The organism is Pseudomonas sp. R5(2019), assembly GCF_009905435.1.
Lineage (GTDB): Bacteria > Pseudomonadota > Gammaproteobacteria > Pseudomonadales > Pseudomonadaceae > Aquipseudomonas.
In genome coordinates, this window is the sequence record NZ_JAAAMT010000001.1 from 272,236 (window position 1) to 286,146 (window position 13,911).

The window sequence follows — 13,911 nt, forward strand, 5'->3', positions numbered from 1 at the left end:
TTTCCGTCTTTTGAGTGGTCTTCTTGAACGCGTGCAAATGGGAGGAGATCGTATGCGCTGCGCAAACTGCGGATTCGAGAATCCCTCCGGGGCCAGCTTCTGTGAAGCGTGCGGCGTCGGATTGTCTCGCAGCTGTCCACGCTGTGGCCACGAGGCGGGCCTTGACGCCAAATTCTGCAGTGAATGCGGCGCGCCGCTGACCGGTGCGCCTGCTGCTCCATTACCTCGCCCCTGGCCTGTTCCTGGGCCCTCTCCAGCGCCCATTCATTACACGCCCCACCACCTTGCCGAGCGCATCCGCGCCGAACAGGCGGCCATGGAAGCCCGGGGCGAGACCGCCGGTGAGCGCAAGACCGTCACGGCACTGTTTGCCGACATGGCCGGCTCCATGGCGTTGATCCATGACCTCGATCCGGAAGAGGCCCACCGCCTGATCGAGCCCGTCGTCGCGCTGATGATGGAAGCCGTCCACCACTACGAAGGCTACGTGGCCAAGACGCTGGGCGATGGCATACTCGCGCTGTTCGGAGCCCCCATCGCACATGAGGATCATCCTCAGCGGGCGCTGTATGCGGCACTGCGCATGCAGCAGGCGATACGCCGACATGGTGACCGCATTCGCCTGGAGAAAGGCATTGCGCTGCAAATCCGCGTCGGCATCCATACCGGAGAGGTCGTCGTGCGTTCGATCCGCACGGATGATTTGCACACCGATTACGATCCGGTCGGGCACACGATCCACATTGCATCCCGGATGGAGGGAATCGCCGCACCCTCGTCGATCCTGGTGAGCGAGCCCACCTACAAGCTGGCGGAGGGTTATTTCGAATTCAAGGCTCTGGGGGCCGCCCAGGTCAAAGGCATTCCTGAGCCCCTCGTTGTGTACGAGGTGCAGGGTCTCGGCGCGCTGCGCACGCGCCTGCAACTGTCGGCACACCGCGGGCTAGCCAGGTTCGTCGGCCGCCAGGTCGAGCTTGACCACCTGCATCAGGCGCTCGAGCAGTCCAAAGCGGGCCACAGTAAGGTCGTCGCGGTGGTAGGCGAGGCCGGAGTCGGGAAGTCACGGCTGTTTCTTGAGTTCAAGGAGCGCTCACGGCGCGGCTGTTTGGTGCTGGAGACGTTCTCGGTGTCGCACGGCAAGGCCTTTGCCTATTTCCCGCTCATCGAGCTTCTAAACAACTATTTTCAGATCACCGCCCAGGACGACGAGCGCCGGTGCCGGGAAAAGGTCATGGGCAAGACCCTGACGCTCGAGCGAAGCTTCGAGGATCTCGTGCCCTACCTGCTCTATCTGCTGGGTGTCGGCGAACGCAGTTCAGTGCTCGCGGAAATGGATCCTCAGATCCGGCGCGATCGCACCTTCGACGCGATCACTCAACTTCTGGCGCGCGAGAGCCGCAATCAACCGATCGAGCTGCTGTTTGAGGATTTGCAATGGCTGGACTGCGAGACCGAAGCATTCCTCGCGTACTTAGTCGACCACTTGGCGAGCACCCCGATCCTGCTGCTCGTGAACTACCGGCCCGAGTATCAGCCTGTCTGGACGCGCGCGGGTCATTGCAGCCAACTGCGGCTCGACCCGCTGGGCCCGGCCGAAGCACAGGCACTGCTGGCGACCCTGCTTGGGGATGATCCCACCCTCGCCCCCCTCAAACAGCTCATCCTGGATAAGACGGAGGGCAACCCTTTCTTCATGGAGGAAGTGGTGCAAACGCTGGTCGAGGAAAAATTGCTGCTGGGTGAACCCGGTCAATATCGGATCGAGCAAACTCCGGCTGCACTGCATATTCCCACCACCGTGCAAGGTGTACTCGCCGCCCGTATCGACCGCCTCCCCGTTGCAGAGAAGGAATTGCTGCAGACCCTCGCCGTTATCGGCAAAGAGTTTCCGTTCAGTCTGATCCAGTGCATCTGTGATGGGCAGGACGCTCGGATGGACGACGATTTGTGCGATCTGCTCGCCCGACTGGAGGCCGCGGACTTCATTTACCAGCGGCCCGCATTTCCGGAGGTGGAGTATTCGTTCAAGCATGCGCTGACCCAGGAGGTTGCGGGCCACTCGCTACTCACGGAGCGGCGTAGCGCACTGCACGAACGCACAGCCCAGGCCATCGAGGCGCTGTTTCCCACTCGCATTGCGGATTACTGCAGCGAACTGGCGCATCACTACAGGCTGAGCGGCAATGTCCCGAAGGCTGTGGAATACCTGCTACGTACCGGGCAACAGGCCCTCCAGCATTCAGCCCAACTCGATGCGATGCGTCATCTCGAGGTGGCACTGGAATTGCTCAAGCATTTGCCCGACACGCCCGCGCGTGCTCATCAGGAACTGACGTTGCTACTCTCCCTGGGGCCGGCCTTGATGGCCATGCGAGGCTATAGTGCGCCGGAGGTAGCGGTCACTTACACCCGCGCACTGGCTTTGTGCACGCAAATAGGCGACGACAGCGTGCTTTTCCCTGCTCTGCTGGGGCTGCGGACTTACTACTCATTGCGTGCTGATTACGCAACGGCATTTGAGCTGGGTGAGCGATTGCTCAATGTTGCGCAAACTGCGCAGGATCCGGACTTGCTCGTGGATGCCCATGCTGCACTCGGGGCGACATTGTTTTTCCAGGGTGATCTGCGCAATGCCTATGAACATCAGGAGCGGGCGCGTGTCCTCTACAACCCAGACCGTCATCGCACACATGCCGATATGTACGGCATGGATCCGGGCTACGCTTTGATATTTTCGGCCTGGAGTCTTTGGTTCTTGGGTTTCCCCGATCAGGCAAACACGCGCTGCCGGGATACCCTTGCTCTAGACAAGAAGATTTCCCATCCCTTTACCTTAGCCTTCACCCTGTCCGCTACATCGATACTGGGACAGTTTCGGCACGACGTACAACTCGCCGATGAGTGTGCAGATGCCGCCATCGAGCTTTCACTCGAACGAGGGTTTCCGTTTTATTTGGCATGGGGGAATATTCTTCAGGGTTGGACTCGCACCGAGCAGGGAAACATTGAGGAGGGAATCGCTCAGATAACCAAAGGTATCGCCACTTACCAGGCAGCCGGAGCAGAGCTTGGATGTTCTTATTTTCTGGCCCTGCTGGCCGCAGCTCACGGGCGCGTCGGGCAACCGCAGGCAGGATTGGATACCGTGGCCGATGCTCTGGCTATGGTGAACAGAACTGGCGAGCACTTTTACGAAGCAGAACTGTACCGGCTCAAGGGAGCTCTTACCCTTCAATGTCCGGGCGAGGCCAGACTGGATTCTTTCGTGCAGCAGGAAGCGCAAGCATGCTTTCAAAAAGCGATCTCGATCGCTCGACAACAAGGGGCAAAGTCACTCGAGCTACGCGCCACATTGAGCCTTGCTCAGCTATGGGAAACACGAGACCAAGAGGCCGCCAGGCAAATGCTGGCCGACATCTATAGCTTCTTCACCGAAGGCTTAGACAGCGTTGATTTACTACACGCCAAGGCGCTGCTCGATGCATGGGCACCAAGCGGGGGGTGAACGATCGATGACGCATTGTGCTCAATGGAGCATCGGCGTGTCGTCGGCGAGCGCGTGACGGGGCGAAGCGCCGCAACAAGTTCCGATTCGGCTCAGCACCGACGAGGAGACCCAGAATGACCACGAACAACGGACAGCCCCGAGGCAGTGATGAGCGTAAGCCGGTCGCCCTGGCTTTGCAGGGCGGCGGGATGCACGGTGCGTTCACCTGGGGCGTGCTCGATCGGTTGCTCGAGGACGGCAGGCTTGCCATTGAAGGGGTGAGCGCAACCAGTGCCGGCGCGATGAATGCCACCGTGTTGGCCTCCGGTATGCTACAAGGTGGCGACGCCGGCGCGCGCCAGGCGCTGCACGATTTCTGGTACGCCGTGGCTCAATCCGCCGAGCGTTATAACCCGTTGCGCTGGATGCCATGGCTGAAAGGGACGCACAGCTTCGGGCTGGACTATTCGCCCATGTATACGTTCGCGGACATGGCGCTTCGTATCTTCTCGCCTTACCAGTTCAATCGCCACAACTTGAGTCCGCTGCGGGAGGTGCTGGAGAGTCAGGTCGATTTCGCCGCCTTGCGAAAGCAATGCCCGTTCCACCTCTATCTGTGTGCGACCAATGTCGAGACGGGGAAGATACGCATCTTCTCGGGCGAGGACGTCTGCGCCGAAGCGGTGCTTGCTTCGGCCTGTGTGCCGACACTGTTCCAGGCGATCACGATCGACGGGCAGAACTACTGGGATGGCGGCTATATGGGAAACCCGGCCATTTTCCCGTTGATCTACCACTGCAATACCCGCGATGTGGTGATCGTCCACATCAACCCGCTCGTCCGCCCGGGCGTGCCCATTACAGCTGCCGATATCCTCAATCGCATTAGTGAAATCAGCTTCAACTCGTCGCTGATGCGTGAGATGCGCACCATCGCCTTTGTCACCGACCTCATCCAGCAAGGCAAGCTCGATCGCGACGGGATGAAGGAGATGCTGATCCACTCCATTAAGTCTGACGAGGCGATGTGCGCGCTCAGCGTGTCCAGCAAGTACAACGCGGACTGGGACTTCCTTTGCGGACTGCGCGACAACGGACGACGCGAGGCCGAGGCGTGGCTCACGGAGAACTACCGGAATATTGGCGAGCGGTCGAGTATCGACATCCGAAAGGAATTTCTTTGAACGCCGCCATGGCTGCTTAATCCAGCACCGGCTTGAGCAGCATCTGCGCTTCATACAACGCACCCAGATACTGGGCCTGCATTTCCAGCATGCTTGCCCGCGACACGTGTGTGGTGACTGCCAGGGTCGCTACCAGGTTGCCACTGCGCCCGTACAGTGGCACGGCGAGCACGCGCATGCTGACCTCGTATTCCTGATCGACCGCGCAAAAACCCTGACGCCCGGCTTTGCGGATTTCCTCGCGTAGCAGTATCGGATCAGTCTGTGTGTAGGGTGTCAGCGCCTGGGGAGGGTTACGCAGCAGGTAGGCGTCCAGCTCTGCATCGTCCAGTACCGCCAGCCAGATTCGGCCGGTGGCGGTGCAATGCATGGGTGCCCGGGAACCTGGACGAATGGAAAGCGAAGTGACACTGCTGTAGCGGCTGCGTACCAGATAAATGATCTCATCGCCGTCACGGGTTCCCACTGATACGTGCTCCTGGGTCGTCCGGGCCACCTGCTCCACCACTGGCCGCAACATCCGCGGCAACTGCGCCGAGTCGGCGTAAGCCTGCCCCAGGCGCAACACCTTGGGCATCAGCCAATAGTGGCGACCGTCAGTAGCCATATAGCCATCGTGGACCAGGGTGAGAAAGAAGCGACGTACCGCGCTGGTGCTCATCTGCGCTCGACGGGCGGCCTGCGGCACGCTCAACCGCGGGGTTTCGCCGTTGAAAAGCTGGATGAGTGCCAGCCCCTTCTGTAATCCCGCAATCAGGTCGCGAGGGTGAATTTCAGCTTCAGCCATCGTCATGACTCATTTCGGTGAAAAATGCGATTATCGCATCGTTGGTGCGATAAGCGGAATATTTGCGGGTTATCAGCATTGCTCACTCCAGAGGCGACCCTAAGAATAGGGCGCACAAGTCGAATAACTGGAGCTGGACATGATTCACGGTACAACACAGCTGGTAGGCATTATTGGTTCACCCATAGCCCAGGTGAAATCCCCGGAAAACTTCAACGCCTGGTTCAATGAAAATGCTGTGGATGTGGCCATGCTTCCCATCGACATGCGCGAAGCGCAACTTGCAGGTTTCGTGTCTGCCATGCGCGGCTGGAATAATCTGCGCGGCTGCGTGGTGACGGTCCCCTACAAACTGACCATGGCTGAACTGGTGGACGAGCTGAGCCCGCGCGCCGCGGCCTTGCGCTCAGTCAACGTGCTGCGCCGCGAAAGTGATGGGCGCCTGGTAGGCGATAATGTCGACGGCGACGGATTCCTTAATGCCGCCAAGGCGCACGGCTTCGATCCGGTTGGCAAGAGCGCGTTGGTGATCGGTTCGGGTGGCGTCGGTGCGGCCATCGCCTGGGCCCTGTGTCAGGGCGGTGTCCGTTGCCTGGGCATCGCTGATTTGAGCGAAACGCGCATTCGCGCGCTGAAGGCAATTCTGCAAAACGCGTTCCCTGATATTGAAATTCACACTCAGTACAGCACCCTTTCCGAGTTCGACCTGGTGGCGAACGCAACCCCTGTGGGCATGGGCGGCACCGGTGAGACACCACTGCCTGCCAACCTGCTGCAAAGCCTGAGTGCCGAGGCGCTCGTCACCGATGTGGTGACCAACCCCGTGCTCACGCCATTTCTGGAACTGGCTCGCAGCCGTGGCTGCCGGATCCAGACCGGCCCGGAAATGGCCCGTGCGCAACTCGCAAACCTGGGCGCCTTCATGGGCGTCACGGCGCTGAATATCTAAGTCCAGAACGGGGGCCACCATGAACGCCATGCATCCATCCTCCCTCGACGCTCAAGGCGATGCGCAATACGACCTCATTGTGCTGGGCAGCGGCGCTGCCGGTTTCGCCGCAGCCACCACAGCCACCGGCCGTGGTCTTAAAGTCCTGCTGATTGAAAAAGCGCGGCAATTCGGCGGCACTTCGGCTATTTCCGGCGGCGCCGTGTGGATTTATGGCACCAACCAGGCCAAGGCGGCAGGCGTCCAGGACTCGGCCGAGGCCATGCGCACCTACCTGCGCCGGACCATCGGCCCAGGCTCCGACGCCGAGTTAATTAATGCTTACATCGAGCACGGCCATGAGGCCCTGCGTTGGTTGGAAAAACACAGCGAACTGACCTACAACCTACGTCCGATCTCACCGGACTATTACCCCGATGAGCAAGGCGGTACCGAGACAGGCCGAGCGCTGGAGATCGCCGAGTATGATGGCCGGCGTCTGGGCCAGCGCTTCAAGGACTTGAAGATGCCGCCACCGGGCATGCTGCTGTTCGGCGCAATGATGGTCAATCGCGTCGACATTCAGCACTTTCTCAGCTTCAAGCGCTCTGCCAAATCGCTCTGGCACTGCATCAAGCTGATGACCAGGTATGGCCTGGATCGCCTTGGCCATCACCGCGGCACCCGGCTGACTACCGGCAACGCGTTGATCGCGCGCCTGGCAACCACTGCCTTCGAACGGGGTTGCGAGCTATGGCTCGATTGCACCAGCGAATCGCTCATCATCGAAGACGGCTGCGTGCGCGGCGTGGTGGTCAAGCACAATGGCCAGCTACGGCGCGTGCACGCTCGCGGCGGTGTGGTCATGGCCACCGGCGGCTTCGCTGCCGGGAGTATCGCCGCCAGTTATCGCCCCCAGGGCGACAGCGAACACTTGAGCATGTCCCCGGACACCAACGTTGGCGACAGCCTGCGCTTGAGTGAGGTGGTCAATGCCGCCAGCGGCGAGGATCTGGCCGCCAATTTCTTCTGGGCACCGGTTTCCGAATTGCAGCATGCCGACGGCGGCCGCGAACGTTTCCCCCACCTGGTCACCGACCGCGCCAAGCCCGGCGTCATCGCCGTGAACAAGGCCGGCGAGCGCTTTGTCAATGAATCCAACTCATACCACCACTTCGTGCAAACCATGTTCAACACCGGTAACACCCGCTGCTGGCTGATTTGCGACGCCACGGCGATGAACAACTATGGCATGGGCCTGGCGCGCCCACGTCCAGTGGACAACACCGAACTGGTCCGCCGCGGCTATTTGTACAAGGCCGACAGCGCCGAGCAACTGGCCCACGCCATTGGCGTGGATGCCCAGGGCCTGAGCCTCACGCTGCAGCACTACAACGCCGACGCCCGCCAAGGCCTGGACAGCGCCTTCGGCAAGGGCAGCAATGCCTACAACCGCTATATGGGCGATCCGGAACACCGCCCTGACCCGTGCAACGCGCCCCTGCTCAAGGCGCCCTGGTACGGCATCGAGATCCATACCGGCGATCTCGGATCGGCCAGGGGACTGGTCACCAACGGCAATGCCAATGTGCTGGATCGCAGCGGCGCGCCGATTCCCGGCCTGTACGCGGCGGGCAATGACATGAACTCGTTAATGCGCGGCACCTATCCGGGCCCCGGCATCACCCTCGGCCCCGGCCTTGTGTTCGGCTATCTGGCCGCCACCCATGTTGCAGAGTGCCTCGGCACGCCGACCCCAGTCATTCACTAGGAGAACAAAACATGTACTACGAACTGCGTACCTACACCATCAAGCCGACTCGCCTGGCCGACTGGCTCGCCCTGTATCAGAGCGATGCCCTGGAAGTGCAGACCGAGCACCTGGGCAATCTGGTCGGTTTTTTCACCACCGAATTCGGCGCTGGCAACCAAGTTGTGCACATCTGGGCCTATGACAGCCTGGATGATCGCATTGCCCGCCGCACCAAGATGGCCGCAGACCCACGCTGGGCCGAGTTCAGCCGCAAGAACAAGGAACTGGACGCTGTCGTCAATCTGGAATCGCGCCTGATGCGCCCTACCGGCTTTTCCCCGCTGAAATAGTGGGAAAATCTGCGCCGTCCCGCAAGGCCGGCGCCCCCTGACCAATGAAGAAAAAAGGAGTCCCCCATGCTTGCCCGCCCTCCGCTGGATTGCGACGTTCTGGTCATTGGTTCCGGTGCTTCTGGCCTGGCCGCAGCGGTTACCGCCGCGCACCAGGGATTGCGGGTGGTGGTGGCAGAAAAACACACCCAATTGGGCGGCACCAGCGCCTGGTCCGGCGGCTGGATGTGGATACCACGCAATCCTCTGGCGATCGCCGAGGGCAATATTGAAGAACCCGGCGCACCTGAGCTGTACCTCGAACAACAGCTGCATCGCCAAACGCTGGACCGCCGTCAGCAGGCTTACCTACAGGCGGGCCCGCAGATGGTCGAGTTCTTCCAGAACAACACCGCTGTACAGTTTTTTTCCGGTACCAGGATGCCGGATATGCATGCCGGCCTCGGCTCCCGCAACGGCGGGCGTTCACTCTGCGCACAGCCCTTCGATGGCCGTGAGCTCGGCCCCTGGATTCAACGCATGCGAGCGCCGCTGGATATCGTCAGCCTGGCGGGCATGGGAATTGCCGGCGGCGCCGACATGGCCCATTTTTTCAATGCCAGCAGCTCGCCCAAGGCCGCACTCCATGTTGTTCGCCGGCTGCTTCGCCACGCCCGTGATCTGCTGCTGTATCGCCGTGGCATGCAGCTGGTCAATGGTAATGCGTTGGTGGCACGGCTGCTGCGTAGCGCCCTGGACCGCCAGGTTCAGTTTTTCACCAGCAGCAGTGCCCAGAGCCTGTTGCAAGAACAAGGGCGAGTCTGCGGTGCGCGCCTGCAGAGCCCGGAAGGCTCTATTGAGGTGCGTGCCAGACGCGGTGTCGTACTGGCTTGCGGTGGATTTCCCCATGACCCTGGACGCATCGCCCAGTTGATTGACCATGCACCCAGCGGTGAGGAACACCGCTGCGCGGCACCTTTGGAGAACAGCGGCGACGGCCTGCGCCTGGGCGAAGCGGCTGGTGCACAGGTCAGTGACGATCTGGTGAATGCCGGGGCCTGGGCGCCAGTGTCGTTGGTACCGCGCCAGGACGGCAGCTTCGGGCATTTCCCGCACCTGCTCGACCGCGCCAAACCCGGCTTTATCGCGGTCCGCCGTGACGGCCGGCGCTTCACTAACGAAGCGGATTGCTACCACGATTTCATGAACGACCTGTTTCGCAGCACCGCGCCGGGAGAGCCCCACGAAGCCTGGCTGATCTGTGACCACAAGGCACAACGTCGCTACGGTATTGGCTGGGCCAAGCCGTTCCCTTTTCCAACTCGCTGGTACGAGCGTCGCGGTTACCTGTTCAAGGGCCGCACCGTCAAGGAACTTGCAGCCCGCTGCGGGATTGACGCCGAGCAACTGCAAGCCACATTAGGGCGTTTCAACCAGTTTGCCGCCAAGGGCACCGACCCGGACTTCGGCCGTGGCGAGTCGAGCTATAACCGCGCCCAGGGCGAGGTTTTACATGGCCCTAACAGTTCACTGCGACCGCTCGATCAAGGGCCGTTTTATGCGGTGAAATTACTGCCTGGCAGCCTCGGTACCTTTGCCGGCCTGCGCAGTGACGAACGCGCCCGTGTATTGGACGCTTCGCAACAGCCCATTGCCGGCCTGTTCGCCGTTGGCAACGACATGGCCAGCATCATGGACGGCCACTACCCCAGCGGCGGCATCACGCTGGGTCCCGGCATGACGTTCGGTTACCTGGCCGGGTTGACCCTGGCCGAACACGGACCCACCAGCGCTAGCTGACACATTGTCCCCACAAGAGATCACGGCTGCCTGACAAAATCGCCTTGCGCTGTACCCAAACCCGCGTTAACCCGCACTTACTACCCTCTGCGCTCAGTGTCTTCTTCTCAGGCATGCGCCTTGATAAAGCAGTTGCGCATTTCGGCTTCCTGGCTGATCTCGGTCAGCAGGTCACTAATGAACGTCTTTCGGACCCAACTCGCTGCGCAGTGTTGACGCTCGCGACCGGGCTGGCATAGTCCACTGACTTGTCTATATTCAATTCGAGTTTCTGCGTCTGGAGTGTCCAAAGGACGCGCTGTCGAGAAGTAGCTCAGCGGACATCCACCGCTTCAGGGGATGCAGCTATGCTCATGCGATTGGCCTCAGCAAGTAACAGAATTGAACTTTGCCTTTGGGCCGGTCGCAATCTACTTGTTACAGGCAGTCTTCTGACCATTGCCTTCACCTCCTCCGCTCAGTCGCAATTAACCACTCCAGACGCTAAAGGACACACTTGTAGCACCGAACCCGCCCGATTCGAAGTAGGTCAACAATCGCTTGATGCCGCTCGCAAGGCATACCCGGCTGCTGCTCTTGTTCCAGAATCAATGTCAGGCTGGGAAAAGCTATCGAATGTGGTTGAAGAGAATGCGCCGGGGGATGAAGGCACGGGAGGGCTCAGCGCGAACGGAGTCAAGCTGTATGGGCGCAACAAAGACTGCTTCCCCACCGAACCGCGAAACCTTTTCAGCGAAGTAGACAAAGTCATCGTCGGGAGCGACTTGTCTCCCCGCCCCATCGACTATAACGAAGGCAAAGGCGTCCCGGAGCATGCACGCCAGGCCATCAAGGGTCAGAACACCTGGATGCTCTGGGGCGAGGGAAACGAAGCCTTCTGGGGTTGGTTGCAACAAAATGGATACGGTATCGCCGACTTCCTGATTCTTCTGGATTCGAGAAAGCGTGACACCCGGTTTGAAGATGCCGGCCTGATGAATCAGCCCGGTATGATCAAACGTGAAACACCCATTGATGGGTTGGGCCTTTACCTCGATCAGGCTGACGGCGATAACGTCAAGATGATCGCCCCTAAGGACGATATCGACGCTGAAACCCAAACGCCTGTCGAACCTCAAAAGCCGCCGACCACGCACAAAGGGGAAAGCTTTCGAGAGTTTTTCGAAGTCGGCGACAAAGACTCCTATAAAAAGATCATCGACCAGCTCGCCAATGACGGTGTCGATCCACTTGTATACGGCTACCCTTCCGGCGTAGTCGGATTACGGCTTATGCCCAATCCGGACTTCTTCGGCAGATCGGATACCGCCATTGAAGCGCGCAGGTATTGGCAGCAGCAGGTCGTCGACAATAAAAACGGCGGCAGCGAGGCGTACTACTCTTCGGAAGGAAACAGGGTGAGCGCCGATCCAAAGCTCGTACGTCCATTCCGGGTCGCCATGGCGTGCTCATTCTGTCATGTCGGGCCGCATCCGCTATCGCCTCCGGGGAATCTCGAAAATCCGGCCTGGGGCAACATGTCGAGCACCATCGGTAATCAGTACTGGAGGCCGGAAAAGGCCTTCTCCAATCTCAGGCACGAAACAAGTTTTCTCTGGCAGTTTGTCGCGAGCCAGCAGCCGGGCACGATCGATACCTCGCTCATCAGCACGGACCACATCAATAACCCTAATACAATTAATGCGATCTTCGAGGTCAACCCGCGATTGGCCCGCGCCGGGTTAAACCCACCCGAGCAACAGAGCCCGGCCAATCTTGAACAACGTGGCATCGAGGACGACCCGGATTTCAAGTCGAATCCACGCCACACGCCGCGTGTACTACTTGATGGTTCGGATAGCATCGGCGTCGAAGGTGCACTCTCGCGTGTCTATCTGAATATTGGTGCTTACTCCGAACAGTGGAATCGCCTGCACAATCCTGTCATCGGGTTCAAACCACAGCGCCCCTTCGAATTGGCGACGATCAAGAACAAATCGGTCTACTGGCAAGCCACCGAGGAATACCGCATCCCTCAGCTCGAGAGTTTTTTTACCTACGTATCAAAAACCGGTGCCAGCGTGACGCAGCCGATGAAACTGGAGTCGATCCCAGAGGGACGGGCTCGCATCGACAGCAAACGCGCAGATGCATTAGATGGCCGCACTGTGTTCCTCAAAAACTGCGCTGTCTGCCACTCCAGTAAGCAGCCGCCCGACCAGCAGTTTGCATTTTCGCGTGAATGGCGCCTCGCCAAGACCGGAAACCTATCCACGCTGACAATGCCAATGGACTTCACCGACTGGGAAGCCTTCAAGCTCAGCGACAAATACCTCGATTACCTCAAGAGCCTTTTCGCCTACGAGATACAAGAGTCGGCCCTGGAGCGTGACTTGTTCAAGGACAACTATCTGTCCACCGACATCCGGGTGCCGATCACGCTGGTTGGGACCAACTCCCAACGTGCAGTCGCGACCAATGCCATGCGTGGCCAGGTCTGGGACAACTTCTCCTCGGAAACCTACAAGTCGCTACCTGCCGTGGGTAGAATCCGCTTCTTCAATCCATTCAAGTCAGCGGGTGGCGTAGATGAATGGGGCAACAATGACAGCTATGTTCCCCCGCCCGGCGGCCCGGGTTATTACCGGCCGGCTTCGCTGGTGGGTCTGTGGGCCACCGCTCCGTTTCTTCACAACAACGCCTTGGGAATCTTCAACAATGACCCCTCGGTCAAGGGCCGCCTCGACGCCTTCGATGATGCAATCGACAGACTACTGAACAAGAACAAACGCGTAGCTGAATACACTAATCCAAAGGATTTGCGCACGGCTATGGATTTCCGCCAGCGGTTCGCGGGAGATACCGTTGTCGCTGGCACACCCGGTTTCAGCGATTCGGGCCTGATCTACCGGACCACTGCGCGGTCCGAGATCGATTTTCGTGGACCCTTTATCCGTCCGCTGTTAAACGGCGTGCTGGGTGATACTGCCACCTCGATCATCGCCTTGTACCTTTGGCTGGCCCTGGCTGCGATCTCTCTGGTTCTGGTGTTCATCGGCCGGGCACGCCTGGCAGCCAGCGCCCTCCTCTTGCTGATGGCTGTGACAGCGGTGCTGCTGCGTATCACCGGCGTAGACAGCATCTACCCATGGCTGTGGGCGATTCCGGCAGTGGCTTTGTTGGCCGCCTTTGGGTTCTTGTTGCGTCCACGCTCGATTCTGGCCCCACGACTGTTTTTCGGTGCCAGCACTGTTGTGTTCCTGGCGGTCGGCCTGTTTGCCAATGCTTACGTCGACGGCCATATCAGTCCCATCGAAATTCGCCCCATCCCTAAGGGAACGCCGGTGAACCTGATCATGAACATGAACCCGCAGGCGCCGGTGCTGGATCTGGTCAGGGCGACCTCAGCGCTTACCCGCGCAATACTGCGCGTGCGCAAGGACGACTTGCTCGATGATGAACCGACCACTGACCAACGGCCCGCAGGCCACTTCCAGGCACTTGCAGCGTTCCAGGAAGAAGCCGGTCCGGCGTTGCTGAAGGTCAGCAAGTGCCCGGACTTCGTAGCCGACCGTGGCCACTGGTTCGGTGAATACCTCTCGGACGTCGAGAAGAAGCAACTGAAGGCTTTCCTCGAAACATTCTGATGTGTTGCGTTCGTTAA

The 13,911-nt window shown here is 59.8% G+C and carries 8 protein-coding genes and 1 pseudogene; 7 read left to right on the forward strand and 2 right to left on the reverse strand.

All coding sequences use genetic code 11. The annotated features are described in order from the left end of the window. Positions 1-52: 52 nt before the first annotated feature. Positions 53-3,505: an adenylate/guanylate cyclase domain-containing protein gene (locus GUY40_RS01205; protein ID WP_166567104.1), complete on the forward strand. Its 3,453-nt coding sequence runs from the start codon at positions 53-55 to the stop codon at positions 3,503-3,505. Between the two features lie 116 nt (positions 3,506-3,621). Beyond that, a complete protein-coding gene (locus tag GUY40_RS01210; protein WP_166567105.1) occupies positions 3,622-4,671 on the forward strand; it encodes a patatin-like phospholipase family protein in 1,050 nt (349 codons plus the stop codon). 16 nt (positions 4,672-4,687) lie between these two features. On the opposite strand, the gene GUY40_RS01215 is transcribed toward GUY40_RS01210, so the two are convergent. Beyond that, entirely contained in the window at positions 4,688-5,458 is a 771-nt protein-coding gene (locus GUY40_RS01215; protein ID WP_166567106.1) for an IclR family transcriptional regulator C-terminal domain-containing protein, read from the reverse strand. Between the two features lie 139 nt (positions 5,459-5,597). Here GUY40_RS01215 and GUY40_RS01220 point away from each other — a divergent pair, with 139 nt between their 5' ends. From GUY40_RS01220 to GUY40_RS01235, 4 genes are all read left to right on the forward strand, one after another. Continuing rightward, the gene (locus GUY40_RS01220) at positions 5,598-6,407 is read left to right on the forward strand and encodes a shikimate dehydrogenase (RefSeq protein WP_166567107.1); all 810 of its coding nucleotides are present in this window, start codon (positions 5,598-5,600) and stop codon (positions 6,405-6,407) included. Positions 6,408-6,435: 28 nt separating this feature from the next. Next, complete coding sequence (locus GUY40_RS01225) at positions 6,436-8,157, forward strand: FAD-dependent oxidoreductase (protein WP_166567186.1); 1,722 nt, start codon at positions 6,436-6,438, stop codon at positions 8,155-8,157. Positions 8,158-8,168: 11 nt separating this feature from the next. Next, positions 8,169-8,489 (forward strand): NIPSNAP family protein, encoded by a 321-nt coding sequence (locus tag GUY40_RS01230; protein WP_166567108.1) that lies wholly within the window; start codon positions 8,169-8,171, stop codon positions 8,487-8,489. Positions 8,490-8,555: 66 nt separating this feature from the next. After that, a complete protein-coding gene (locus GUY40_RS01235; RefSeq protein ID WP_166567109.1) occupies positions 8,556-10,268 on the forward strand; it encodes an FAD-dependent oxidoreductase in 1,713 nt (570 codons plus the stop codon). A gap of 107 nt (positions 10,269-10,375) precedes the next feature. On the opposite strand, the pseudogene GUY40_RS28650 reads toward GUY40_RS01235, so the two are convergent. Beyond that, positions 10,376-10,447, reverse strand: a pseudogene (locus tag GUY40_RS28650) (transposase); the annotation flags it as partial. Between the two features lie 168 nt (positions 10,448-10,615). On the opposite strand from GUY40_RS28650, the gene GUY40_RS01240 reads away from it, so the two are divergent. Beyond that, positions 10,616-13,894 carry a hypothetical protein gene (locus GUY40_RS01240; protein ID WP_166567110.1) on the forward strand — a complete coding sequence of 1,093 codons (3,279 nt, stop codon included), beginning with the start codon at positions 10,616-10,618 and terminating at the stop codon, positions 13,892-13,894. The last annotated feature ends 17 nt before the right edge of the window (positions 13,895-13,911 follow it).